The sequence below is a fragment of the Stenoxybacter acetivorans DSM 19021 genome (genome assembly GCF_000745895.1).
GTDB lineage: Bacteria > Pseudomonadota > Gammaproteobacteria > Burkholderiales > Neisseriaceae > Stenoxybacter > Stenoxybacter acetivorans.
The window spans coordinates 19,603-44,915 of record NZ_JQKE01000008.1; the positions used below are offsets into that span (position 1 = coordinate 19,603).

Annotated in this window: 24 protein-coding genes; 5 read left to right on the plus strand and 19 right to left on the minus strand. The window is 46.7% G+C overall.

The window, feature by feature from the left end:
* Nucleotides 1–36 precede the first annotated feature (36 nt).
* From Q384_RS00975 to Q384_RS01010, 7 genes are all read right to left on the minus strand, one after another.
* The gene (locus Q384_RS00975; RefSeq protein WP_037585390.1) at nt 37–819 is read right to left on the minus strand and encodes a transferrin-binding protein-like solute binding protein; all 783 of its coding nucleotides are present in this window, start codon (nt 817–819) and stop codon (nt 37–39) included.
* 383 nt (nt 820–1,202) lie between these two features.
* A complete protein-coding gene (locus tag Q384_RS00980) occupies nt 1,203–2,990 on the minus strand; it encodes an extracellular solute-binding protein (RefSeq protein ID WP_084224344.1) in 1,788 nt (595 codons plus the stop codon).
* 481 nt (nt 2,991–3,471) lie between these two features.
* On the minus strand, nt 3,472–4,647 hold the full coding sequence (locus tag Q384_RS00990; protein WP_211251062.1) for an alpha/beta hydrolase: 1,176 nt from the start codon (nt 4,645–4,647) through the stop codon (nt 3,472–3,474).
* Between the two features lie 185 nt (nt 4,648–4,832).
* Nucleotides 4,833–5,735, minus strand: coding sequence for a 50S ribosomal protein L3 N(5)-glutamine methyltransferase (prmB, locus tag Q384_RS00995; RefSeq protein WP_037585392.1), 903 nt, complete (start codon nt 5,733–5,735; stop codon nt 4,833–4,835).
* An 18-nt stretch (nt 5,736–5,753) separates the two neighbouring features.
* Entirely contained in the window at nt 5,754–6,461 is a 708-nt protein-coding gene (locus Q384_RS01000) for a BON domain-containing protein (protein WP_245608485.1), read from the minus strand.
* Between the two features lie 108 nt (nt 6,462–6,569).
* Nucleotides 6,570–7,142 carry an SIS domain-containing protein gene (locus Q384_RS01005; protein WP_037585393.1) on the minus strand — a complete coding sequence of 191 codons (573 nt, stop codon included), beginning with the start codon at nt 7,140–7,142 and terminating at the stop codon, nt 6,570–6,572.
* A gap of 1 nt (nt 7,143) precedes the next feature.
* Nucleotides 7,144–7,488 carry a YraN family protein gene (locus Q384_RS01010; protein ID WP_037585394.1) on the minus strand — a complete coding sequence of 115 codons (345 nt, stop codon included), beginning with the start codon at nt 7,486–7,488 and terminating at the stop codon, nt 7,144–7,146.
* Between the two features lie 42 nt (nt 7,489–7,530).
* Between Q384_RS01010 and rsmI the strand changes: the two genes are divergently transcribed.
* The 3 genes from rsmI (at nt 7,531) to Q384_RS01025 (ending at nt 10,659) form a co-directional block, all read left to right on the plus strand.
* Entirely contained in the window at nt 7,531–8,412 is an 882-nt protein-coding gene (gene rsmI / locus Q384_RS01015) for a 16S rRNA (cytidine(1402)-2'-O)-methyltransferase (protein WP_037585395.1), read from the plus strand.
* 18 nt (nt 8,413–8,430) lie between these two features.
* Entirely contained in the window at nt 8,431–9,951 is a 1,521-nt protein-coding gene (locus Q384_RS01020) for a tryptophan 7-halogenase (protein WP_037585396.1), read from the plus strand.
* A gap of 69 nt (nt 9,952–10,020) precedes the next feature.
* Entirely contained in the window at nt 10,021–10,659 is a 639-nt protein-coding gene (locus Q384_RS01025) for a phosphoribosylanthranilate isomerase (protein ID WP_037585398.1), read from the plus strand.
* A 167-nt stretch (nt 10,660–10,826) separates the two neighbouring features.
* Here Q384_RS01025 and trxA read toward each other — a convergent pair whose 3' ends face one another.
* The 5 genes from trxA to Q384_RS01050 form a co-directional block, all read right to left on the minus strand.
* Nucleotides 10,827–11,153: a thioredoxin TrxA gene (gene trxA, locus Q384_RS01030; protein WP_037585399.1), complete on the minus strand. Its 327-nt coding sequence runs from the start codon at nt 11,151–11,153 to the stop codon at nt 10,827–10,829.
* 90 nt (nt 11,154–11,243) lie between these two features.
* A complete protein-coding gene (locus Q384_RS01035; protein WP_037585400.1) occupies nt 11,244–12,806 on the minus strand; it encodes an ABC transporter ATP-binding protein in 1,563 nt (520 codons plus the stop codon).
* Nucleotides 12,803–13,840: an ABC transporter permease gene (locus Q384_RS01040; protein WP_245608486.1), complete on the minus strand. Its 1,038-nt coding sequence runs from the start codon at nt 13,838–13,840 to the stop codon at nt 12,803–12,805. Before Q384_RS01040 ends, Q384_RS01035 begins: the two co-directional genes overlap by 4 nt.
* Entirely contained in the window at nt 13,837–14,886 is a 1,050-nt protein-coding gene (locus Q384_RS01045) for an ABC transporter permease subunit (protein WP_037585402.1), read from the minus strand. Before Q384_RS01045 ends, Q384_RS01040 begins: the two co-directional genes overlap by 4 nt.
* Nucleotides 14,887–14,899: 13 nt before the next feature.
* Nucleotides 14,900–15,115, minus strand: a complete 216-nt coding sequence (locus Q384_RS01050; RefSeq protein WP_037585403.1) for a DUF2788 domain-containing protein — start codon at nt 15,113–15,115, stop codon at nt 14,900–14,902.
* 304 nt (nt 15,116–15,419) lie between these two features.
* Here Q384_RS01050 and rho point away from each other — a divergent pair, with 304 nt between their 5' ends.
* Nucleotides 15,420–16,679 (plus strand): transcription termination factor Rho, encoded by a 1,260-nt coding sequence (rho, locus tag Q384_RS01055; protein ID WP_037585404.1) that lies wholly within the window; start codon nt 15,420–15,422, stop codon nt 16,677–16,679.
* Nucleotides 16,680–16,852: 173 nt separating this feature from the next.
* Here rho and hfq read toward each other — a convergent pair whose 3' ends face one another.
* From hfq to mraZ, 7 genes are all read right to left on the minus strand, one after another.
* Nucleotides 16,853–17,110 (minus strand): RNA chaperone Hfq, encoded by a 258-nt coding sequence (hfq, locus tag Q384_RS01060; protein ID WP_037585405.1) that lies wholly within the window; start codon nt 17,108–17,110, stop codon nt 16,853–16,855.
* An 85-nt stretch (nt 17,111–17,195) separates the two neighbouring features.
* Nucleotides 17,196–18,650 carry a ribosome biogenesis GTPase Der gene (der, locus tag Q384_RS01065; protein ID WP_037585406.1) on the minus strand — a complete coding sequence of 485 codons (1,455 nt, stop codon included), beginning with the start codon at nt 18,648–18,650 and terminating at the stop codon, nt 17,196–17,198.
* Between the two features lie 52 nt (nt 18,651–18,702).
* Nucleotides 18,703–20,187, minus strand: coding sequence for a UDP-N-acetylmuramoyl-L-alanyl-D-glutamate--2,6-diaminopimelate ligase (locus Q384_RS01070; protein WP_037585408.1), 1,485 nt, complete (start codon nt 20,185–20,187; stop codon nt 18,703–18,705).
* A 290-nt stretch (nt 20,188–20,477) separates the two neighbouring features.
* Entirely contained in the window at nt 20,478–22,223 is a 1,746-nt protein-coding gene (locus Q384_RS01075; protein WP_037585409.1) for a peptidoglycan D,D-transpeptidase FtsI family protein, read from the minus strand.
* A gap of 100 nt (nt 22,224–22,323) precedes the next feature.
* The gene (gene ftsL, locus Q384_RS01080; protein ID WP_037585410.1) at nt 22,324–22,593 is read right to left on the minus strand and encodes a cell division protein FtsL; all 270 of its coding nucleotides are present in this window, start codon (nt 22,591–22,593) and stop codon (nt 22,324–22,326) included.
* A complete protein-coding gene (rsmH, locus tag Q384_RS01085; protein WP_037585411.1) occupies nt 22,586–23,545 on the minus strand; it encodes a 16S rRNA (cytosine(1402)-N(4))-methyltransferase RsmH in 960 nt (319 codons plus the stop codon). The genes ftsL and rsmH overlap by 8 nt, the downstream gene beginning before the upstream one ends.
* Nucleotides 23,542–23,997 carry a division/cell wall cluster transcriptional repressor MraZ gene (gene mraZ / locus Q384_RS01090; protein ID WP_037585412.1) on the minus strand — a complete coding sequence of 152 codons (456 nt, stop codon included), beginning with the start codon at nt 23,995–23,997 and terminating at the stop codon, nt 23,542–23,544. The genes rsmH and mraZ overlap by 4 nt, the downstream gene beginning before the upstream one ends.
* Before the next feature lie 341 nt (nt 23,998–24,338).
* On the opposite strand from mraZ, the gene rph reads away from it, so the two are divergent.
* Nucleotides 24,339–25,070: a ribonuclease PH gene (gene rph, locus Q384_RS01095; protein WP_037585413.1), complete on the plus strand. Its 732-nt coding sequence runs from the start codon at nt 24,339–24,341 to the stop codon at nt 25,068–25,070.
* Nucleotides 25,071–25,313: the final 243 nt, after the last annotated feature.

Consider the following 25,313-nt stretch of genomic DNA (forward strand, 5'->3'; position numbering starts at 1 on the left):
AGAAAAACACACAAATCGAAAAAATTAAAGCATTACTTATTGCTTTTTAGCACCAAACGCGCCGCCGAAACCTGCACCCATATTAACAAAAGTACCTGCTATTTCATCGGCGTTGGGACCGAAAAAATCCCCTTCCATATGGGTACCACTCAATGAACGACCATAAAATTGATGACCATTGATAACACCACTAAGTTCAATGTTATTAGCAGGTTTTTTATTAATATCAACTATATTGGCAATAGCACCGGATATGGCTTTTTTACCAAAATCCACCGTGAAGTTAGCGGTTGCATCAGCTGTATTGTACTTCACACCACTCTCCTGGTAATTTACACCCTTGACATAGGCTATACCTGCATATTTGGCAGTACCGCTGATGGGCATATTTTTATCGGGAGTACCTGTTCCTTGTGCGTAAAGATAAATATCCTTACCGCCAAGATAGGCACCATACCGCGCATAACTAAGATTCATGCCGACAACCACATCATTTGCGATCACAAATTTTCCGGCACTGATTCCCGGGTAAACCAATTGAATACGTTTACCGTCCACCACCAAAACATCTTTATTTTTATTGTCGAAAGATTCCACCAAACGACCTATTTCTGCGCCGCCACCCGACGAGTTAAAGCTGGCATAACTACCGTCCAATCTTCCGGCAATTGAACCATCCGAACCACTCGAATTAGAACCGCCGCCTGTACCTGGGCTGTTTGATGAGGACGTATTGGGCGAGGAACTGCCACCGCCGCCGCAAGCCGTTAAGGCAAATGCAACCATCAATAAAGTTGCCATTGCTTTTGTATTGTTCATTGAAAAACCCCTCCATAAAGTACAGAAAAACACACAAATCAAAAAAATTAAAGCATTACCCACCCATCAATTCAAACGACAATATTTTTCAATAATAATAGACTTTAACAAATCTGGTCAATATCTGTATTGATTGGCAGTATAATACAACATTATATACATATTATTTTACATTTTACATTTTACATTTTACATTTTACATTTTACATTTTACATTTTACATTTTACATTTTACATTTTACATTTATTTATCAAATAAACTTGCTTGCTGCTACACTGAATCACACTTCAAAAGACACAAAACCACCATCAATACAAGGCAAAATCAAAACAGTTTATTTCAGTGTACTCAAAATGCTTTCTTAGTCGGTTAAACTCTTTTTTCAGGCAGTCCACCACGTACTCAGCACCCAATCACTTGCCTGAAAATACTTCGGTACACGCTGCGGTTTACCGAATTTATCCCAATACACCAAACGGTGATTCTGGGAATACCAATTGGGTATCACCAAATAGCGATCACGCAAGACACGGTCAAGCGCACGGGCGGCGGCAACGAGTTGGCGGCGATTGTCGAAATGAATAAAGTGTTTGAGTAATTCGTTCACAGCCGCATCACACAACCCTGCCCAGTTTTTACTGCCGGGCGTTTTGGCGGCTTCGCAACCGTGGTAATCCCATTGTTCATTGCCGGGGCTTTCGCTGTTGGCGTACACCACCACAGTTAAATCATAATCAAATTGATTCATGCGCCGCTGATACACGGCGGCATCAACCACGCGCACATTTAATTGAATGCCGATTTTGGCTAAGTCACGCTGCCATTTGGCGGTAACACGCTCATAAATTTTACTGTAACTCAAAAACTCCAATACCAACGGCTTGCCTTGCCTATCCGTCAAACGCCCGTTTTGGTAACGGAAACCGGCCTCTTCCAGCAAATGGCGGGCTTTTAAAAGATTCGGACGAATGCCCAATTTTGAATCGGTTTGCGGCGGTTCAACCGCAGCTTGGGTAAAAACACTGTTGGGCAAGCGGGTGCGCAGCGGATTTAATACCACCAATTCATCGCTTTCAGGCACCCCTGCTGCTGCCATTTCGCTGTTGGTGAAATAACTGTTACTGCGGTGATAACTGCCGTAAAACAATTGCCGATTCACAGTTTCAAAATCAAAACTCAGTGTGAGTGCTTGACGCACACGCAAATCATTCAACGGCGCACGGCGGGTATTCAGCACAAAGCCTTGCATACCGGCGGTGTTGTGTTGTGTGAATTCTTGACGGCGCAAACCTTTTTTTTGTAAATCAGGATTGTTATAGGCACGCGCCCACAGGCGGGCAATGTTTTCTTGTAGCACATCATATTGCGCTGCTTTCATGCCTTCCACTTTAGCGGTTTCATCTTGATAGTATTTGAAGCGCACGGTATCAAAGTTATACATACCCCGCCGTGTTGGCAGATTTTTTGCCCAATATCCGGAATCACGCCGAAATTCGCTCATGCGGTTGCCGTTGGTTCGCAAAAATCGATAGGGTCCCGAGCCGATTGGCGGCGTATTGGCAGAAGCGGCCAGACCCTGCGGATAACTTTTGTGCGAAAACACCGGCAAACTGCCCAAAATTAAATGCAGTTCAGCGTTTTGGCGTTTAAAATCAAAACGCACGGTATGGTCATCAACAGCGACAACTTGTGCCACGTCAGCCCAATAGAATCGATACATCGGCGAGGCGGCGGGATCGGTGGTTAATGTATTAAACGAAGACACCACATCTTTTGCCAACACCGCATCGCCATTGTGAAAACGCGCCTGCGGATTAAGGGTGAATACCACCGAACGCGCATCTGCCGCCAGCGCGATGTCGTTTGCTAACAAACCATACATGGCAAACGGCTCATCTTGCCCCTGCACCATAAGCGTATCCAGTGTTAGGGCGGCGATACCGGATTCTTTATCGCCTTTAAGCGTAAATGGGTTAAGTGTGTCGAAACTGCCGTACATCGGCAAGTTGATGCTGCCGCCTTTGGGTGCGTTGGGATTAACGTATCCGAATGCTTTAAAATCAGCAGGATACTGCGGTTTCTGCCCCAAACTCATGGCATATTCCGCGTGTACCGGTGTGATGAATACGCACAATAAACTGATGATCGCTGTTTTTTGCCAAAACTTCATTATCAGGCTGCCTGAAAGATGTTGTTTGCTTTAATCCAAAAGTAAAAGTATTCGCTGTGGTTTTTGCCAATTATAGCCAAACTGCTTTCTTTTTCATCACGTAACAATCCAAAATAATCAACCCATATACGGCAGAAATCGGAATAAAAATCGTATCTATATGCAAAAAACAATTGTTTATCCATATGAACCTTTTCAGATGGTTTTATGCGGCGAAGCAACCAAACGCCCAAACATGCCTTAAGCATGTTGCGCGTCGGTTGGCATTACCGCGATACTTAGAACCTATGTTCAATAATGTTTAAGAACCAATATTCAAAAAATTCTTAATAAAATCATATGGCGTATAATTAGCAGATAAACCAAGATAGTAGGTAATCCTTTATGTACCCGAGTGATTTGACAGATAGCCAATGGGCGATGATTGAACCGTTTTTTGACATCATATGATTTTATTAAGAATTTTTTTGAACATGGGTTCTTAATCCAACTGTTTTTCTTTCAGCCATGCAGACAGAAGATCGGCAATTTTCACATTATTCAGATCAGAGAATGGAAAGTGCGTATTTCCGTGAACTCCTGCTTTGGGCAGATGAACCACCGTTACATCGCCGCCATGGCTATTGACAACCTCTGCCCACTTGTTCGCCATTTGCAGGCAAGCTCTCCAATAGTCCTTGGCAGGAATTTCGTCAGGAGATTCGGGAATATAGTCACCGTAATAGATGATGATCGGTATGCGGGTTAGCTTCCTGAATTCGTCCATTGGTACACCATATGCGCTGAGTGTACTGAATTTATTCGGAATTGGCTCCGGAACTTCATTTTCAGGGAAGGCAAAATTGCTGCCGGGTTCATACGACACAACCGCTTTGATGTTCGGGCTTTTCATGGCTGTAACCCAACCCGGACCACCGCCCTGGGAATGGGTAACAAGAATCCCCGGACCTGTTTCTGCATACAGAGCAACAAGAGCATCAGAAATTACAGCCATATCAAATGGACCGGTATTGGGTGTCATTTGGCGGAAATACTGATCCAAAGTTTTTGCATCTTTCGGGAACTGCACACCAGAATGGAATTCAGGCCACACGCCTACACGGAATTGCGTGAACCACATCTGCTCATCGGCAATCGGAGAAAGGTTCGCGGCCACGGTGCTGCGACCGGCATCTCCCCTGCGTGGCTGATCAATCAGATATACGCTGAAATTACGGCGCAGGAATATGTTTTGAAATCCTTCGCGCCCGTCAGGAGTGCTTTCCCAAGTTTTGGAGAACTGCCCTGCACCGTGCAGGAACATAAGCGGGTATTTACGAGCATTGACAGGCTTCTGATAAAATACATAGGCGTGATCGCCATGCAGGGTTTGCCCTTGGGGATTTGCCGGTTGTTTAGGGTCAAAAATTCCGGGGGTCGTGATTACTGTTCCTCCCGCCGCGAAGCTGCCTTGTTCCTTAATTTGGATTATGTCTGCGTTGCTGTTGATACCGTAGGTGGAACATGCTGAGATAAAAAGACATGCTGCGATCAAAAAAAGCAGGCATGGTTTTGAGATACCGCTACGCATAAATCCTCCTGTAGCACGCCGACTTTTCTCAACCTGTTTGTATTCGTCAAGAAAAGGTAAGGCTATTGGTTGATCCTTATTTTTCATATACCCACCATGCCGAGTTAAAATTTGAGGCTGTACTTAAGTGGTGCAACCTTTTTTCATTCAAACAACCATTTGGTTTACTTTTTTGGTTTAATTGTTATATTTAAAATTGAATTATGGTGTTGTGTCCGCAGTTTATTATAATCTTGTGTTACATCTCAGTCTGTTTGCACACAGTAAACAGCTTATTGATTCTTTAATTGCTCACAAGTAAGCAAAAACACAAAACCATCGCCGCCGCTGGTGGTCAGCCAAGTGAACGGCAGCTTGGGAAAAGCATGTTCCAAAGCATCACGGTTATGACCAATTTCCACCACCAATACCCCGTGCGGATTTAAATGCGCTGCGGCTTCCTGAATAATGCGGCGTACGATGTCCAAGCCATCGCTGCCGCTACCCAAGGCAATTGAAGGTTCTTTGCGGTATTCTTCAGGCAGCCTGCTCATGGAATCGGCATCAACATAGGGCGGATTGGCGATGATGAGATCATATCTTTCATCAACGCCGTTGAATAAATCAGTGTGTATCAGATGGATACGCTCTTTTAAATCATAGGCTTCGATATTAATGGCAGCCACTTCCAGCGCATCAAGGCTGATGTCCACGGCATCAATTTGCGCGGCAGGGTAATAATGCGCCAATTGAATCGCCAACGTACCGCTGCCGGTGCAAAGGTCTAAAGCACGGTGAACCAATTCTTCATGCTCTATCCACGCATGCAAGGGTTTGCCCATGAGTTCGTAAATAAATGAACGCGGAATCAAGACGCGTTCGTCCACATAAAATTCAAAATCACCCTGCCATGCCTGATGCGTTAAATAAGGCGCGGGAATGCGCTCGTTGGCACGCTTGTCAATAATATCCAAAACAGAAGTTTTTTCTTCAGGCAGCAATCGGGCATCTAAGAAAGGATCCAGCTGATTGAGCGGCAGATGCAATTGATGCAAAATTAAATAAGCGGCTTCATCATAGGCGTTGTCGCTGCCGTGTCCGAAAACCAATTCGGCTTCATTGAAACGGCTCACGGCAAAGCGCAGAAAGTCGCGCACAGTGTGTAATTGGTCGGCGGCAGAAAGATAAACAGACACGCGAAATTCCTTGCTTGGTTAGGGTTGCTGCACGGCGGGAGCCGGTTCAAAGGTTTGATACAGGGTAATTACTTTTTGTACACCGGCGGTGGTGCTGACAGTATCAGTAGCACTTTGCTGTTCAGCAGGCGTTAAGATGCCCATGACGTAAGTAACACCGTTGTAGGTTACTATTTTAACTTGATTAGACGAAAATTGCGGGGCATTGAGCAGGTTGGTACGTACTTTGGAGGTAATCCACGCATCATTGGTAACACTGCCGATGCCTCGGTCAGAATCGGCAACTTCAATATAGCTGTATATTTTCTGTACGGCGGGTTGGGCGCGAGCGATGCGTTCTACTTGTATTTTGTCTGCGTCAGTCGGTACTTGCCCCAACAGCAGAATTTGGCGGTTATAGCTCACCACCGATAATTTCGGTTCGGCATTTTCGGCGGTTTTGTGGGCATTAAGATAGGATAAAGCATTATTTTTAATACGCAATTCCAAAACCTCATCGTCGGCTTGCGCACCGGTAGTGCGCCGATCTACGGCGGATAAAGTGCCAACGGCGGCGGCTCCGCCCAATACGGCGGCGGCACAGCCGCTCAAGATGATGAGTGTGGCAGTAAAAAAGAAGAATGTGAATATTTTTTTGATAACAGATTCGGCGTGTTTCAATCCCAATCCCACAGCTGGTTGATACAACGCGCTGTTACCAATCATTTGAAATAAACTTGTTTTCATGAGCGGCTCCTAATTTTTTGGTTTGTTTTCAGTCGCAATACCCGTCAGCTTACACTGAATTTATCGGACACCCAAGTGCAAATTTATGTGTGCAAAACGGTGCTGTCATCACAATCCTTCAAGTAAAACACCGTCGATTTGGCGGCACAAGGCGTGAATACAAACCAAATGGATTTCCAAAATACGCGCAGGATTGTCGTGCGGGATATTGATTAGTGAATCATCATCACGCAGCAAAGCGGCAATTTTACCGCCGTTATTGCCGGTCATCGCCAAAACACACATATCGCGTTCATGGGCTGCCTGAATAGCGGTCAGTAAATTAGAACAATTGCCATCGGCAGACAACACGCACAGGATGTCTTTGGGCTTACCCAAGGCTTGTACTTGTGCGCTGTAAACAAATTCGGATTCATCGTTTTCAGCCAGCCTGCTGAGGAGCGCGGCATTACCGCACAGCGACATTGCCGCCAAATTCATGCGCTTTTGCCGAAAAGAAGCCACCAAATAGGCGGCAAAAACATCGGCCAATGCGGTGTGCATGCCATTGCCCGCCAGCAAAATTTTGCCGTCGTTCATTAATGCTTGCAGCAAAGCGTGTGCAGCGTGTTCCAGCGGTTCTGCCAGCCAGTCTTGGCAAGAGGCAATGAGTTCGGCATTGTCTTTAAAATCTTGATTCATATTATCCCGTAATATTGGTGAGCCATTGCGGTTTCTGTTCGCCTTCCAGTAATATGGCATCAATTCGGCAAGGACAATTGATGTGCTGGGTTTGCAAATAGTATTCGGCACTTCGCTGCAATTTGCCGATTTTGCGGCCATCAATGCTGGCGGCGGCTCCGCCATAACGTTGATTTTTACGAAAACGCACTTCCACAAAAATCAAATCATTGCCCTGTTTGGCAATTAAATCGATTTCACCAAAAGGACAGTGCCAATTTTGTGCCACAATGCGACAGCCTTGTGCTTGTAAAAAACGTTTGGCAATTTCTTCTGCCGCTGCCCCCTGCGGGTGATTTAAACGCATGAATAACCTGTTTATTGATTTCAGAGTAAGGAAAGAAAATCGGTGCAAACCCATTATCAAAAAGCCGTGTCGCGCATTCTACCGCAAACCTTGTATGTGGTGGCGACACCCATTGGTAATTTATCTGACATCACTTTACACGCACTGGCAGTATTGGGACGTGCAGATTTGATTTGTGCGGAAGACACTCGGGTTACACAGCAATTATTGCGCGCTTTCGGCATCAATACTCGGCTTTTAAGTGTTCGTGAACAAAACGAACAAAGCATGGCGGATAAGGTGATTGAAGCATTGAGCGCAGGGCTGGTGGTGGCGCAGGTGTCTGATGCGGGCACGCCGGCAGTGTGCGATCCAGGTGCTAGATTGGTTACACGGGTGCGCGAAGCGGGCTTTCGAGTAGTGCCGACGGCGGGAATCAGCGCGGTCATGGCGACGTTAAGTGTGGCGGGTGTTGTGCAATCTGACTTTTATTTTGCCGGTTTCCTGCCGCCGAAAAGTCAGGAACGGCAACGATGGTTTGCCCGTTGGCAGGAAGCGGATTATGCGGTAGTGATGTTTGAAACACCGCATCGCATTGAAAGAACCTTGTCGGAAATGGCACATTGTTTTCCCAATCGCCGCTTGGTGTTTGCACGTGAACTCACCAAAAGCCACGAAACCATTCTTTGCGGTACAGTGTCCGATATTCAGGCAGCCGTGTCATCAGACAGCCAACAAAAAAAAGGTGAAATGGTGTTGGTGTTGCACCCATGCGAAACGGTTAAAAACCAAGAATTATCGGCAAGTGCGTGTCAAACTTTGATTTTATTAAGCCAAGAATTACCATTAAAACGAGCGGCGGCACTCACTGCGGAAATTTATAATACCAATAAAAAAGCTTTATACGATTGGGCAATTCAGCAAAAATTGCGCACACAAGAATAATAATTATGGAACACATCAATGCAGGACTTCAACACAATAAAAAACATTGTGATTCTCGGCGATGGCTTGGAAGCATGGTTTGCGGCTTTATTTTTAAAGCGGCTTTTTGCCAAGTCAAATATTAAAGTCGTTGAATCCCCTGTAGAAAATTCACTTCAAGGACATGGTGAAACCAGTATTTTCAATATTGTCTCCATGCTCAATGAACTGGATATTCCCACCTCTGCTTTTATGCGGGAAACCCAAGCCACTTTGCACTGGGGGCAATCTTATGCGCGCTGGCGCAGCGATGCCGATGCCAAAGACGATGCTTTTTTTATTTTACGCGTGGACGGCACACAAGAGCCGTTTAATCGCTGGCATGAGGGCTTGGCCTATCAAGTATCGGCATTGTTTGCACGGCAAGTTCCTCTGCCGCATACGGTTGCTGCTTTCACTGCCGCCATGCAGGCGGTTTCACGCGAAGATGCTGCCGCCATTATCGGTAGCGGGCAATCCGGCATTTTGCCTTCTTTTCATTTCAACAAAAAACAAGCCATTGACTTTTTAAAAAAAACAGCCATTGAACAAGATATTTCACACACGGTTTCTCGGTTTAAAGAAACGGTGTGGGATAAAGCAGGCAATGTGCGCGGTGTTTTAACGGAAAGAGGCAATTTCCGCACCGATTTTCTTATTGACGCTTCAGGCAGCCGCCGTTTGGTGGTCGGTAACAGCGTTGGTTGGCAATGGCAATCGGTACAATCATTTTTCAATACTGATTCGGCGGTTTCACTCTATTATCCCGCTGCCGGCACTAATCCGGCATTGCTCACTCGCCATACCGCCATGAATGCCGGCTGGCTCAGACAAATACCATTGATGGATACCGTATGCTGTGATTATGTTTACAGCAGTCAATATGCCGATGAGAATGCCGTTCAAGCAGAATTGGTGAATTTTTTTTCAGGTAGCATAGGCACACCCGAATCTTGGGGTTTTGAGCAGGGTTATTATGCTGATGTGTGGCGCGGCAATGTGATGGCTCTGGGTGATGCCGCCGGCTTTATTGAACCTTTAGTCAATTCTGCCAACGGGCAAATGCTGGCACAGCTACTGCACTTTGGACAAGTGGTCAATGCCGGCGGCAAAATTGTTTCCGAGCACAGCATTAACGAATTCAATCGTGCCCAACGCGCCGCATGGGAAGAAGCCGTTGACTTTACACGATTGTTTTATCATGGCACACGCAACGATACACCATTTTGGCAAGCCGCCGATCAGATGACTGTGTCTGATCGGTATCAAGCCTTGCTGGAAATTCTCAAACACCGCAGCCCACGCCTGATTGATTTTACCGACTACAATCAAGGCGGCAGACAACGCGTATTTGCACCGAGCGACTGGCTGTTCGCGGCACAAGCACTGGGGTGGGTGTCGCATGAAAGCATTATTCGCGAACAAGCAAGGCTGCCTGAAAATCAACAACTTGACGTGCAACAGTTTTTAACCAAACTCGGTTTAACAGAAGCAATTGAACCAATCATGGGATCTGTCTGAAAACCAATTTCAGGCAACCTCAGATGGTGAAGAAATATTCAATTTTAACGGATACATTCAATTAAACACATGAAAATAAGAGTAAAAATTTGCGGAATCACGCGGGTTGAAGATGCAGTTACCGCTGCCGATGCGGGCGTTGACGCCATCGGCTTGGTGTTTTTTTCAGGCAGCCGCCGATGCGTGTCAATTGAACAAGCACAGAAAATTGTGCACGCTTTGCCGCCGTTTGTGAGTGCGGTGGGTTTGTTTGTGAATGCCGATGCAACAGAAGTGAATCAGGTGTTAAACACCGTTCCTCTGGATATTTTACAATTTCACGGCGATGAAACGCCCGCGTTTTGCCGACAATTTGCACGGCCGTTCATGAAAGCGATTCGGGTGAAAAGCCGTGAAGACATTCAGGCAGCCGCTGAACACTTTCCTGATGCACGTGCTTTATTGTTTGATGCTTATGTGCACGGACAATTCGGCGGCACCGGACAATGTTTTGATTGGCAAATGCTGCCCGAAAACCTGCCTTGCGCTTGGGTATTGTCGGGCGGTTTAAATGAAGGCAATATCAAAGAAGCATTGGCAGCAAGCGGTGCGGCAGCCGTAGATATATCCAGCGGCGCAGAAAGCAGCGCAGGAATAAAGGACGCAATCAAAATCCGTGCATTGATGCGGGCAATTCGTGCACAGGAAAATACTGAAAATCGGTTTTAACGCCGATAAATATCCGTTATGAACTTCAAATACAACCAAACCCTTTTCAAGTTAAATAACAAGAAAAGGGTTTTTAAAATAATGAATTACTGAAAAATCACTGTACTTGACTGATGTTTTTTAACACAGAAACAACCCACCAATTTATCAGACCAACTACAAATCAATTACACCGATGCGTTGATGAAATTTTGCAATTGCGGGCGGCTCAAAGCACCCACTTTGGTGGCAACGTTAGTACCGTTTTTAAACACCATTAGAGTGGGAATACCGCGCACGCCGAATTGAGCGGCAATTTCGTTGTTTTCATCAACATTGATTTTCACGATTTTCACTTTGCCTTGGTATTCAGCAGACAAATCGTCCAAAATCGGCCCAATCAGTTTACACGGACCACACCACGGTGCCCAAAAATCCAGCAATACCGGTAATTCAGATTGCAACACCTCTTTTTCAAAAGTGGCATTGGTGGCGTGTACAATTAATTCGCTCATGAGGTTTTCCTTAAGTTGTGTTGGCTGCCGAAGTGAGCCGATAAGTTATTTTTTCTCAATTGCACAAGATACGGGCTGACGGTCATTGTTTCAAGCCAGGCTGTATTGTAATAGTTTTTGAGTATAAGCCGTATTGGGTGAGGCAAACACGGCTTCACAATCACCGGATTCTATCACTTCACCGTCTTTCAACACCAGCACACGATGTGATAAGGCACGGATAACCGCCAAATCATGGCTTATCAACACATAACTCAAGCCCAGCCGATGTTGTAAATCTGCCAATAATGCCAATAATTGCTGCTGCCACTGTACATCCAGCGCACTGGTGGGTTCGTCCAAAATCAAAACTTGCGGTCGGGTGATGAGTGCACGTGCTAAGGCGATGCGCTGACGCTGTCCTCCTGAAAAAGCATGCGGGTAGCGAGGCAAAATGTCTTCAGGTAGCCCGACTGTGTGCAGCACATCAATTACCTGCTGCTTTCTTTGCGGCAACGACAAATGCGGTTCGTGTACCTGCAAGGCTTCTGTAACAATTTCAAATACGGTTAAACGCGGATTGAGTGCGCCGAACGGGTCTTGAAACACCATTTGCATGTTGCGGCGCATGGCAGTTTGCCACGGTTTACCCAACAAGCTGACTGTACCTTGTGCTTTCAGGCTGCCTGAAAAAGGAATTAAGTGCATCAACGCTTTGGCCAATGTGGTTTTACCGCTGCCGCTCTCGCCGATAATGCCCAGCGTTTCGCCGTAGCGAAGACGAAAAGAAACGGGTTGCAATAAGGGAATTTCCCGCCGCCGCAACCAACCGCTTTTTTGTTGAACCGATACCGTAATATTGTCAGCATCCAACACTTCTGCGGTATTTTCAGGCAGCGGTACATTAAAACGGGCGGCGCGGGCGTTGAGCAGCAGCCGCGTGTATTCGTGCTGTGGCCGACAGAAAATATCTTGAGTATTGCCTGTTTCGACGATACGCCCGTGCTGCATCACGCTGACTTTATCGGCAAAGCGGCGCACCAAATTCAAGTCATGGCTGATGTACAGCACTGCCATGCCGCGTTCGGCTTGCAATCGTGCCAGCAAGGTTAAAATTTGGGCTTGCACGGCGGCATCTAATGCAGTGGTGGGTTCATCGGCAATCAATAATTTCGGCTCTGCCGCCAATGCCAGCGCAATCATTGCCCGTTGGCGCTGCCCGCCTGAAAGCTGAAACGGATAGGCTTGTGCTTTTTGTTCGGCGTCTTTGATTTCCATGTCTGCCAATAAAGCGATGGCACGGCTGTGCGCTTCTTTCGGCGGCAATCCCAAATGCAAGGTGAACACTTCGGCAATCTGCTGTCCGATTTTCATTACCGGATTTAACGCGCTCATCGGCTCTTGAAATACCATGCCGATTTCACATCCGCGTATCTTGCGCAGCTGACTTGGCAGCGCACCCAATAATTCTTTGCCGCCAAACTTCAGGCTGCCTGAAAACCGAGCCTGTTCATTTAACTGCATGATGCCTTGTGCCAGCACGGTTTTACCGCTGCCGCTCTCACCGATTAACGCGTGTTTTTCTCCTGCTTGCAAACCCAAATCAATATCAAACAATACTTGTTTTTTACCGAAAAAGGCATTCAAACCACTGATATTTAACAGTGCATTCATGTTTGTGCCTCGCTACGGGTATCCAAAGCATGGCGCAAACCTTCACCGATAAAAATCAGCAGCAACAGCATTATGGTCAGCACGGCAAAGGCGGATAAGCCAATCCACCAAGCATCTAAATTGTCTTTGCCTTGTGCCAGCAATTCACCCAAACTCGCCTGCGAAGAAGATACACCCAAACCCAAAAAGTCCAAGCTGGTGAGTGCCAACACCGCACCGGATATGCGAAACGGCAAAAATGCCAGCACCGGCGTTAAACTGTTGGGCAGTATGTGCCGCCGCATAATTGCCCAATTGGATACACCCATGCTCTTTGCCGCCAACACATATTCTGCCTGACGATTTTTTAAAAATTCGGCACGCACATAATCAGACAAACCCATCCAACTGAACAGCGACAACAATATCAGCAATAACCATAAACCAGGCTGAAAAAACGATGACAAAATAATCAGCAAATACAATTCCGGCAACGCACCCCAAACCTCCATAAAACGCTGCAATGCCAAATCGGTTTTACCGCCGAAATAACCTTGCACTGCACCTGCCAGCACACCGACGGCGGTTGCAATTGCGGTGAGTGCCAGTGCGAATAACAGCGAATCGCGAAAACCATATATCAGCCGCGCCAATACATCACGCCCGCGATCATCTGTACCCAGCCAATGCCGTGAACTCGGCGCGGCAGGGAAAGGCTGGGTATCGAAGTCATTAAGCGTATTCGGTGCATAAGGAATAAGCGGCATCACTATTTGGTTGCCGTTTTCACTGAGTTTTTGGCGTAAATATGGGTCAAGATAATCGGCTGGTGTTTCAAAATCGCCGTCAAAAGCAGTTTCATGATAATCGTGTAACAAAGGAAAATAAAACTGCTGCTGATAGCGTACCCACAGCGGTTTGTCATTGCTCCACAGCGGCGCGGCAAGTGCTGCCAACAATAATAAACACAGCAAACGCAAGCTGAACCACGCACGTTTGTGTGCTTTAAAACGGCGGACTGCCCGCCGCCATAATCCGTCGGTGCTACGGCTCACGATGATGTTCCGCCAAAATGAATGCGCGGATCAATCCAAGCATAAGACAAGTCTGACAACAATTTTGCCAGCAAACCCAGCAGCGTAAAGACGTAAAGCGTACCCATCACCACCGGATAATCACGCTTAATGACCGCTTCATAAGACAGCAAACCCAAGCCATCAAGTGAAAACAGCGTTTCAATCAACAGGCTGCCTGTAAAAAATGCACCAATAAAAGCAGCTGGAAAACCGGTAACCAGCGGAATGAGTGCATTACGAAACACATGGCGCAACAAAATTTGCCGTTCAGGCAACCCTTTGGCACGTGCGGTATAGACATATTGGCGGCGAATTTCTTCCAAAAACACGTTTTTGGTCAATACCGTCATCACTGCCAAATTACCTGCGGTCATTGCGGTAATCGGCAAAGCAATATGCCACAGATAATCGGTGATTTTGTGCCATAAACTCAATTCAGACCAACCATCGCTCACCAGACCGCCCAGCGGAAACCATGCCCAAAAGCTGCCGCCGCCAAACAACACCAGTAATACCAAACCCAAAACAAACGGCGGAATGGCATAACCCACCAGAATCAGCAAACTGCTGGCGGCATCAAAACGCGAACCATCGTTGACGGCTTTGGCAATGCCCAAAGGAATACAAATTAAATAAGTGAGGAAAAAAGTCCACAAACCCAAACTCATTGACACCGGCAATTTGGCACGTATCAATTCAAGCACGGTTTGATGATGAAAAAAACTCTCTCCCAAATCAAAACGCAAAAACCGCCAAAGCATGTCGCCGAAGCGTTGTAACGGCGGTTTATCGAAGCCGTAAATACGATTGAGCTGCGCCAAATCTTCTGCACTCAGCCGCGCGCCCTTTTGCCAAGCACTGCCGCTGACGCTGACTTCGCCGCCAAATTGACTTTGCGTCAATTGCGCCGCCATTTGTTCCACAGGACCGCCCGGCACCAATTGAATCACCGCAAAGGTAATCGCCAAAATACCCAATAAAGTGGGTATCAGCAACAACAAACGTTTGATAATATAGGAAAACACAGTTATTGAACAATCAGGGAGTTTGTTTAAGATGGGTGAGAATTTCAACCAATGTTTCTTTAAATACAAAACCAAACACCCCAAAACCCAGCACCAAAAATAATACAAACATACCGGTTTTACCCGCATTGGACTGTTTTCCCAAATTCCAAACGATAAAACCCATAAAAACGATTAGAATAGTCAAACAAATGCGCAATGACCAAGTGGAAAATTCAGCTTCATTCATGATTTATGCTTTCTGGCATGGTTATTTGGTTTAAGTTTGTTTAATAACAGACGCGGCTAGTGTTATATACTTGACATTAAAACATGTCAAACGTAGAATACAAAAATCGCTTTGTTCTTGAAATGAAGAACAGCCCGATATTTTCACGCATTCACAAGCGTTCCCGATTTTACCCGAATTATTCTTCGCACTCACCCTAATCATCACGTTCATTTTTTATTGTTTTTCAGGCTGCCTGAAAAATAAAACTGTTAAATAATACGTGATTACTCACTAACACTACATTATATCGACTCAATCAAACATGCACGTTTCTGAATTACAAACCCAACACGTATCCCAATTGCTGGAATTAGCCGAAGAATTGGGCATTGAAAACGCCAACCGTTTGCGCAAACAAGATTTAGTATTTGCCATTGTGCGCATCAAAATGAAGCAAGGCGAAAGTTTTACTTGCTCAGGTACTTTGGAAATTCTGCCCGACGGCTTTGGTTTTCTGCGCAGTATGGATACCTCTTATTTGGCAGGCCCCGATGATATTTACGTCAGCCCCAGCCAGATTCGCCGCTTTAATCTGCATACAGGCGATACCATTGAGGGCAGCGTGCGTGTACCAAAAGACAATGAGCGTTATTTCGCATTGGTTCGGCTGGACAAGATCAACGGCGATGCCCCTGATGTCTGCAAACACAAAATTCTGTTTGAAAACCTCACCCCGCTGTTCCCCAACCGCCAATTTGTACTGGAACGCGACACCCGTGCCGATGAAAATCTCACCAGCCGTGCCATTGATTTAATCGCGCCGATTGGGTTTGGACAGCGTGCCCTTTTGGTTGCGCCGCCCAAAACCGGTAAAACCGTGATGTTGCAAAACATTGCCCACGCCATCACCGCCAATTATCCTGCCGCTGAATTGATTGTACTGTTGATTGACGAACGGCCGGAAGAAGTAACCGACATGATGCGTTCGGTTCGCGGCGAAGTGGTGTCGTCCACTTTTGATGAGCCCGCCACCCGCCATGTTCAGGTAGCCGAAATGGTGATGGAAAAGGCCAAACGTTTGGTTGAACACAAACGCGATGTGGTTATCTTGCTGGACTCAATTACCCGTTTGGCACGTGCTTACAACACCGTGATTCCGAGTTCCGGCAAAGTATTAACCGGCGGCGTTGATGCCAACGCCCTGCACCGCCCGAAACGTTTTTTCGGTGCGGCACGCAACATCGAAGAAGGCGGCTCGCTGACCATTATTGCCACAGCCTTGGTGGAAACCGGTAGCCGCATGGATGATGTCATCTACGAGGAATTCAAAGGCACAGGCAATATGGAATTGCATCTTGACCGCCGCATGGCAGAAAAACGCCTGTTTCCCGCGATTAATATCAACCGCTCCGGTACACGCCGCGAAGAATTGCTGGTATCCAACGAACAACTGCAAAAAATGTGGTTGTTGCGAAAATTCCTGCACCCGATGGACGACATCGAAGCCATGGAATTCTTGCGCGAAAAACTCAAAAATTCTAAAAATAATGCTGATTTTTTTGATTTGATGCGTGGTCGTTAAGAAAAATAAACCTCAGTACATTCATACCACTATTTGCTTTTGTGCAAAAAAAGCAATGTATCAATCTGTTTTTGAAAATTATTAAACCATAAAATCAATTTATCATACATGAAAAAAGCCGGATTATTGAATAATCCGGCTTTTTTATAATGGCTGCAATTAATGAATATTTATTATTCGCTTACTTCAGGTGCAATCGCTTTACTTTCCTGCTGCAAACTGACGGCTCGTGCCGGCACAATCGTCGAAATCGCGTGTTTATACACCATTTGCGTTACCGAAGTATTGCGCAACAGCACGACATACTGGTCGAAAGACTCCACCTGCCCTTGTAATTTAATGCCGTTTACCAAATAAATAGAAACAGGCACATGCTCCTTGCGCAAGGCGTTTAAAAAAGGATCTTGTAACATTTGTCCTTTAGCGGTCATCTTCATACTCCGTTTTTAATTTTCGTGTTTTGTTATGTATTGAGTATTTCTGTTTACCCAACTGCGTTTCGGCAATCGTAGCACATTAACGCGCATTTGTTTTCTTCGCACTTGCTTTATTTTTACGCTTTACTTGCTTTTTCACTTGCTTATGTTCTTCGCGCTTGGCAATGCGGTTGCTCAAAGTTACCCTGCGCAGCGGTTTTTTGGGTTTGGTGTCGGTTTCTTCATACGGATTTTCACCCACATTATACTGAATGCGTAGCGGCGTTCCCTGAAGGTTAAACGCTTTGCGGAATGTTTGTGTTAAATAGCGGGTGTATGCATCAGAAATATGCTGCAAAGCGTTGCCGTGAATAACAATAATCGGCGGATTCATGCCTCCTTGGTGGGCATAACGCATTTTCGGGCGCACCAAGCCGGCACGCGGCGGTTGCTGCCGCTCCACCGCACTTTGCAGCACCCGCGTGATTTTGGGTGTGGACATTTTGGTCATCGCGGCATCATAAGCTGCCTGAATGGAATCAAATAAGCCGTCTATCCCTCGTCCATGCAACGCCGATACATAATGAAACCGAGCAAATTCCAAGAAATACAGCTTTCGGGCAATATCACGCTTTATTTGCTCTTTACGTTCTTCGCTGATGTTATCCCACTTATTCACCGCCACGACCAATGCCCGCCCAGCTTCCAAGGCAAAACCCGCAATGGTGGCATCTTGATCGGCAATGTCTTGCTGTGCATCCAGCACCAACACCGCCACATTGGCGGCTTCCACCGCTTGCATGGCTTTAATCACCGAGAATTTTTCAACGGCTTCGTCCACTTTGCCTCGGCGGCGCACACCTGCGGTATCGATGATGGTAAACGGTTTACCGCCGCGCTCAAAATCAATGTGGATGCTGTCGCGGGTGGTTCCCGCCATATCAAATGTAATAACTCTTTCTTCACCCAAGATGGTATTGACCAAAGTGGATTTGCCCACATTCGGACGGCCAATCACCGCAAACACAGGGTGCTTTTCAACGCGTTCTTCTTCTGCCGCATCAGGGAAATGCGCCAATACGATTTCGATTAAATCATAAACACCATCACCGTGCGCACCGGAAATCACCAAAGGTTCGCCCAATGCCAATTCATAAAATTCTGCCGCCAGCACTGCCTGATTACCGCCCTCACCTTTATTAACTGCCAAAAACACCGGACGCGGGCTTTGACGTAAACGGTTGGCAATGATTTTATCCTGCGGCGTGATTCCTGCTCGTGCGTCCACCAAAAACACCACCGCATCGGCTTCATCAATGGCTTGCAAGGTGTGTTTTGCCATTTCATACAAAATGCCGCTGTCCACCACCGGTTCAAAACCACCGGTATCCACTGCCAAATAAGGCTTACTGCCTACGCGTCCATGTCCGTAATGACGGTCACGGGTCAGCCCTGGCAAATCCGCCACCAGTGCATCACGGCTGCGGGTTAAACGATTAAACAAGGTGGATTTACCCACATTGGGGCGGCCAACTAAGGCAATGGTTGGTTTCATATTATTTTGTGTCTTTCAGGCAGCCTGCTTCAGGCTGCTTTTAATCATTCATTTAATGCGTGTTTCGCTTTTGTAATGCAGCCGCTGCCGCTTCAAAATCAGAAAAATGATGTTTTTCACCATTGATGTCTTGATAAGTTTCATGCCCTTTGCCGGCAATCAACACCACATCAGATACGCCGGCGTGTTCAACGGCGTATTCTATGGCAAGCTGACGATCAGCTTCTACCAAAACAGGATTGGGCACAGCAGGCAAAATATCGGCAATGATTTGCAGAGGTTCTTCGCGGCGCGGATTATCGCTGGTGATAACAACACAGTCTGCACTTGATACTGCTGCCGCACCCATCAGCGGCCGTTTGCCTCGGTCGCGATTGCCGCCGCAGCCGAAAACGCACCACAGTTTTGCACCTTTCGGTTTGATTTCCTGCAAGGTGGATAAAGCCTTTTCGAGCGCATCAGGGGTATGTGCATAATCCACCACAATTAAAGGCTGATTATCACCCATGAGGCAGTCCATGCGTCCGGTAGCCGGGTGAATTTGTGCCAAGGCAATCAACACTTCAGGCAGCCCAAAACCTTCAGCACACAACACACCCACGCAAGCGGCTAAGTTTTGCGCATTAAACCTGCCCAAAAGATGCGTTTTTACTTCACCTTCGCCCCAAGGCGTGGTCAAACCAATATTCATACCGCTGGCGGCTGCCTGAAAATGGCTGATACAAATATCCGCATCTTCGGCAAATCCGTAACTCAATACCGTTAATTCCGAATATTGGCTGCGCAAATGTGCCGCCAGCTGCCGCCCGAATGGATCATCAATATTGATGACGGCATGACGCAAACCCTGCCAGCTGAATAATTTGGCTTTACTTTCACCATAACTGGCCATGTCGCCGTGGTAATCCAAATGATCGCGGGTAAGATTGGTGAACACGGCGGTTTTAAACGGCACACCAATGACACGATGTTGTTCCAAGCCATGACTGGACACCTCCATTGCCACGGCTTTTGCACCCTCACACACAAACCGCATCAGCCACGACTGCACGGAAACCGCATCTAATGTTGTGTGGGTACTGCTTTGCAGATGCTGCCAATAGCCGTTGCCCACCGTTCCCATGATGCCACAGCGTTTGCCCAATAAGTCGGCAGCCTGAGCCAACCACTGGCTGACTGAGGTTTTGCCGTTGGTGCCGGTGATGCCCCATACGCTCAATTGTTTGCCGGGTATGCCATAACACGCTGCCGCCAGCAAACCGACTTGTTTACTCAAATTCGGCACGCCCAAATTCGGCACATTCCATTCAGCCTGCCACACAAAACCGCCGTCACTGTCCCAGAACACAAAGGCTGCCCCGCGCGAAACAGCATCAGCAATATAGCCGCGTCCATCGGTATATTCACCCTGACATGCCACAAAAACATTACCACGCTCTATTCGTCGGCTGTCTGCGTGTAAACGCCGTCCGACAATTTGATCGTAAATATCGGCAGGTAACTCAAAATTCGGCAGCGGGTATGATTGGGGGAACATAATGTTTTCTCAAACAAAAAGGCTCTCAGGCTGCCTGAAACACGCCAATTGTGATGTGCATTAACGGCTGCCTGTCTGTTTTGACGGATTATTTTTCAGCTGGGTTGATTTGCTGTTTCCATGCTTACTTGAAAATCAATTTGCATTCAACAGCAAATCAGCACTCAACACACAGGAATGACAAAATTTTTCATTCCGCCTGATTGAATGCCGATTATTCTGTTTACTCATTATTCAGGTGTGTATTCTACCTGTTTTTTGAAGAACTTTCGTGAAAATACAAAATAGCATTATCGTTGCGCCAATACGCGCGATTTATTGGCAGCTGGCATATCCGGCAACACACCTAAAAGATTCAAGCTGCCTGCCATCACATTCTTGAACACGGGACCGGACACCACACCGGCGTAATAACCATTGGCACTGGGTTCATCAATATTCACCGCCACAATAACACGCGGATTATCCGCCGGCGCGAAACCCACAAATGTTGCCATGTGTTTATTTTCGGCATATTGTCCATTGACTAATTTACGCGCCGTGCCGGTTTTACCCGCTACTTTAAAGCCGGATATTGCGCCTTGTGTTCCCGTACCGCCTCGTTCGGTTACCGCTGCCAGCATTTTTCGCATCTGCCGCGCGGTTTCTTCTTGAGTTATCGGTTCACCTTTTGGGATATTGTCCAGCTTCACAAAACTCACCGGCAATAATCTGCCGTCATTAGTAAAAATAGTATAAGCCCGCGCCAATTGCAATAAGCTGGCTTGTACGCCGTAACCATACGACATGGTTGCCTGATCAATCGGCCTCCATTGATGCCAATCACGCAATTTTCCTCGTGTTTCTCCCGGAAAATCTGACTTTATGGATTCACCAAAACCAACCGCTCGGTAAAATTGATGCATTTGCTCCGGACGAAACAGCGCAGACAATTTACTCGTGCCGACATTAGATGATTTTTGAATCACACCGCTCACATCTAAAGAAGCATAATCATGCGTATCACTAATGCGTTTGCTGCCAATAAAATACGGGCGCGTATCCAAGCGGGTTTGCGGAAAAACCTTGCCTGAATCCAAGGCTTTGGCAACGGCAAACGGTTTCATCACACTGCCCAGCTCAAACTGGTCGGTTAATGCACGGTTTCGGCGGCTTTCGCCATCGCTGTTGTTTAGCTGATTGGGGTTATATGTCGGCGCGTTTACCAATGCCAACACCTCGCCCGTTTTGGCATCTAATACCACCACACTACCCGCCTTGGCTTGATAATGCGCCATCGCTTTGTTCAATTCAGCATAAGCCAAAGATTGAATGCGCTGGTCCAAAGATAAAAACAAATCACTGCCGTTTTGCGGCGCACGGTTGTGAACCGAGTTCAAGCTGTCAACAACATTGCCTCTGTTGTCGCGCAAAATTGCTTTCACACCATCTTGCCCATGCAGGGTATTTTCGTAGGCCGATTCCAAGCCCTCTTGCCCCACCCCGTCAATATTGGTAAAACCGATTACGTGAGCAAATACCTCACCGCTCAGATAGTGCCGTTTACTCTCTTTCTCAAAAGCCAAGCCCGGGATATTCAATGCCTCTATTTGACGGCGGGTTTCAATCGGCAACTGCCGTTTCAGACTCACATATGCTTTATTTTTCTGGCTTAAGCGGTCACGCAAAGTATCGGTCGGTACACCAATCAATGCCGACAATTGAGCCAACCGCTTATCATCAGGCAATTGAGTTATTTGTTCAGGATTGGCATACAAGGTATCCACGGGCACACTAATCGCCAAATCTTCTCCATTGCGATCATGGATAGCACCGCGCGCTGCCATCAGCGAAATGGTACGCATCACCCGATTATTACTCTCTGCCGCCAGCTTGGGGTGCTCAACAACTTGTAAATAAGAACCTTGTATCAGCAAAGCAGTAAACAGCAACACCAAAAACAGCAGCACCCATTTAATGCGATGGTTTTCCGGCGATATGGCTGGTTTTGGCCTTTCAGACAGCATTTGCGGCTTATAGTCGTTTTTGATTAACATGGCATTAAAACCTGTTGTTTCTTTCTTCGTGTCCGTTTAACGAGCAATCATTATGACTGCCAACATATTTACAACCATTTGAAGTAATTGATAATTGGGATTATCTTCCCAAGACTGCATCAATGATTCGCGTTTCACCCAACCCGGGCAAATGCAACTGCTGCTTGGCGGCATTCGCTTGAATCAAATGCGATTCAGACAATTGTGCTTGCGCCAACTTCAAACGATTAAAATCTTCGTTCAGCAACACTTCTTTTCTCTGCTCTTTTAACAATTGCACATAGGCCTGACTCAAATCAGAGCGCATATGAACCATTGCAAAGCCGGAAACCAACGTTAAAACATACAGTGCCAAATTCAATTTACCCATAAAACACCCCCTCTGTCCGCTCCGCCGTCCGCAGTACTGCGGAACGGGCACGCGGATTGCCCTCAATTTCTGCCGATGTTGCCCGCACGGCTTTGCCGACTAAGCGCAAAGGCGGCTGCTCGCGATCGGCTTCTTTCACTGCTGCCCAGCGTGGTAAAGGCGCGGGCGTGCTGTGTTGACGCATAAACTGTTTGACAATGCGATCTTCTAAAGAATGAAATGCAATCACCACTAACCGTCCGCCTACTTTCAGGCAGCCTGCGGCTTGCGGCAGCACCGCGCTGATTTCTTCCAATTCACGGTTAATAAAAATACGAATGGCTTGGAAAGTACGTGTTGCCGGATCTTGTCCGCGTTCGCGGGTTTTTACATTTCTTGCCGCCAAACGTGCTAATTGTGCAGTGGTGGTCAATGGTGTAACGCTGCGCTCGGCAACAATCGCCCGTGCAATTTGACGGCTAAACCGTTCCTCACCGTAATTTTTAATCACTTCTTGTATGTCTGCTTCATCGGCACTGTTTAACCACTCTTTTGCCGACATGCCGCGTGTGGTATCCATACGCATATCTAAAGGCGCATCAAACCGAAAACTGAAACCGCGATCAGCCTCATCGATTTGCGGTGATGACACACCCAAATCAAACAATGATCCGTCTATTTTTTCGATATTGCGTTGTGCCAATGCGGATTGCAGCTGCGCAAAACCATCGTGTATCACCGTTACGCGTTTATCTTGTGCTGCCAACTCATTTGCCGCCGCAATCGCTTGCGGGTCTTTATCGAATACCAGCAGACGCCCTGCCGCACCCAATTGAGTCAAAATCAAGCGCGAATGCCCGCCGCGCCCGAATGTACCGTCCACATAAACGCCGTCGGCATAAATATTCAACGCGGCAACCGCCTCATGCAGCAATACGGTGATGTGTTGGTATGTTTGTTTGGCTTCACTCATAGTTGTAATTGGGTTTTACTCAATTCAGCGGCAAGCATATCTTCGTCCATATCCAAAGCAGCATTGTTTTGCTCTTCCCAACATGCTCTGCCCCACACTTCCAAACGGTTGGAACGCCCAACCACATACACTTCTTTATCAAACGCCATCAATCGGCGCAGATTCGGCGACAACAACACCCGCCCCGCACTGTCTAATTCCACGGTATCGGCATTGTGCAGCAATAAATTTTGATACGCCTGCAACACCTTATTGCCTGCTGTAGGTAATGCCAAAAGCTGCGATTCAACTGTTCTCCATTGTGTTTCCGGATACAGCAATAAATGCGTGCGCCGCTCCAAAGTAGCGACCAAAACCGAAGAATAATGGCGCGCCAACAGATCGCGGAATTTGGCGGGAATTGCCAAACGCCCCTTGCTGTCAATGCTTAATTCATACGCGCCGCCAAACATGTTTCAGCCTTATGTTTCGTCAATCCAAAACCACACGGTGTCAAATATACCCCACTTCTCGATACTTTTCGACACTTTATAACACTTTGCCCCACTATAAATGAACAAACCGTTTTAAGTCAATGTTAATTAAATAGTTTAAGTAAGTAATAATTTTTTAAGCAGCAGATAAAACTCAGGCTGCCTGAATTTTCAGGCAGCCTGAGTACCGCAAAACCGCATCACAAAAATCAACCAAACACTTGTCTTTTCTTATCGGCAGCCGCAGATGCACGGTTGGTAAAAACCTGTTATTGTGCATACTGAACACACCATATATTTTTATTTACAGCAAAATTTCTATGAACAACACCCCTTTTATCCGCAGCACCCGCGCCAACAACGCCATGCGTGAAGTGCGCATCACACCCAACTTCCTCCCCCACGCAGACGGTTCTTGCCTCATAGAATTCGGCAACACCAAAGTGATTTGTACCGCCAGCATTGACCCGAATGTGCCGCCATTTTTACGCGGCAAAAATCAAGGTTGGATAACGGCAGAATACGGTATGTTGCCTGCCGCCACCGCCACTCGAACACGCCGTGAAGCCGCCGCAGGGAAACAAGGCGGGCGCACCCAAGAAATCCAACGCTTAATCGGCCGCTCTTTACGTGCGGTAACCGACCTGACACTATTGGGTGAACGGCAAATTCTGATTGACTGCGATGTTATTCAGGCTGACGGCGGCACACGCACAGCAGCAATCACCGGTGCATTTATTGCCTTAAAAATGGCAATTATGCGATTGACTGAACAAAAAGTGATACCAACCAATCCCACTCGCGAAGCACTTGCCGCCGTATCTGTGGGTGTGGTCGGCGGTATGCCGTTACTTGATTTAGACTACCCCGAAGATTCCGGCTGTGATTGTGATGTCAATATTGTTATGACCGCTTCGGGCAAGCTGATTGAAATTCAAGGAACGGCGGAGGGCGCACCATTTGACTTAAACACTTTGCAGCAATTGATTGATTTGGCAAAAAAAGGCATTCAAGAATTACTGATTAAACAACAGGAAATTTTGAATACATAACAAATACGCTTCAGCAATGAATAAACCGCCTGATTGTTTATTAAAAAGCTTCGGTGAATTGTTAAAACAAATCAAGGCAATTGAAATAGTAATGTGAGCGATTGTACTGAATAGGCAAATCAGCTTAAACTATTTGGTATAACTACGGCATATTCAACAGTTCATTAACGCAACCTACATCTACATCTGTGGCTGCCTGAAAATCAATACGCCGGCAACGGCTGGGTAAAACACAAAACAAAC

Excerpts from the sequence above, each read along its gene's own strand:
- Q384_RS01075 (WP_037585409.1), bottom strand. The coding sequence starts at position 22,223 with ATGTTAATCAAAAACGACTATAAGCCGCAAATGCTGTCTGAAAGGCCA.
- rph (WP_037585413.1), top strand. The coding sequence starts at position 24,339 with ATGAACAACACCCCTTTTATCCGCAGCACCCGCGCCAACAACGCCATG.
- Q384_RS01000 (WP_245608485.1), bottom strand. The coding sequence starts at position 6,461 with ATGAAAACAAGTTTATTTCAAATGATTGGTAACAGCGCGTTGTATCAA.
- Q384_RS01005 (WP_037585393.1), bottom strand. The coding sequence starts at position 7,142 with ATGAATCAAGATTTTAAAGACAATGCCGAACTCATTGCCTCTTGCCAA.
- Q384_RS01070 (WP_037585408.1), bottom strand. The coding sequence starts at position 20,187 with ATGTTCCCCCAATCATACCCGCTGCCGAATTTTGAGTTACCTGCCGAT.
- Q384_RS01020 (WP_037585396.1), top strand. The coding sequence starts at position 8,431 with ATGCAGGACTTCAACACAATAAAAAACATTGTGATTCTCGGCGATGGC.
- Q384_RS01010 (WP_037585394.1), bottom strand. The coding sequence starts at position 7,488 with ATGCGTTTAAATCACCCGCAGGGGGCAGCGGCAGAAGAAATTGCCAAA.
- Q384_RS00980 (WP_084224344.1), bottom strand. The coding sequence starts at position 2,990 with ATGAAGTTTTGGCAAAAAACAGCGATCATCAGTTTATTGTGCGTATTC.
- Q384_RS01025 (WP_037585398.1), top strand. The coding sequence starts at position 10,021 with ATGAAAATAAGAGTAAAAATTTGCGGAATCACGCGGGTTGAAGATGCA.
- rsmH (WP_037585411.1), bottom strand. The coding sequence starts at position 23,545 with ATGAGTGAAGCCAAACAAACATACCAACACATCACCGTATTGCTGCAT.
- hfq (WP_037585405.1), bottom strand. The coding sequence starts at position 17,110 with ATGACCGCTAAAGGACAAATGTTACAAGATCCTTTTTTAAACGCCTTG.
- Q384_RS00975 (WP_037585390.1), bottom strand. The coding sequence starts at position 819 with ATGAACAATACAAAAGCAATGGCAACTTTATTGATGGTTGCATTTGCC.
- Q384_RS01035 (WP_037585400.1), bottom strand. The coding sequence starts at position 12,806 with ATGAATGCACTGTTAAATATCAGTGGTTTGAATGCCTTTTTCGGTAAA.
- ftsL (WP_037585410.1), bottom strand. The coding sequence starts at position 22,593 with ATGGGTAAATTGAATTTGGCACTGTATGTTTTAACGTTGGTTTCCGGC.
- rho (WP_037585404.1), top strand. The coding sequence starts at position 15,420 with ATGCACGTTTCTGAATTACAAACCCAACACGTATCCCAATTGCTGGAA.
- der (WP_037585406.1), bottom strand. The coding sequence starts at position 18,650 with ATGAAACCAACCATTGCCTTAGTTGGCCGCCCCAATGTGGGTAAATCC.
- Q384_RS01050 (WP_037585403.1), bottom strand. The coding sequence starts at position 15,115 with ATGAATGAAGCTGAATTTTCCACTTGGTCATTGCGCATTTGTTTGACT.
- trxA (WP_037585399.1), bottom strand. The coding sequence starts at position 11,153 with ATGAGCGAATTAATTGTACACGCCACCAATGCCACTTTTGAAAAAGAG.
- mraZ (WP_037585412.1), bottom strand. The coding sequence starts at position 23,997 with ATGTTTGGCGGCGCGTATGAATTAAGCATTGACAGCAAGGGGCGTTTG.
- Q384_RS00990 (WP_211251062.1), bottom strand. The coding sequence starts at position 4,647 with ATGAAAAATAAGGATCAACCAATAGCCTTACCTTTTCTTGACGAATAC.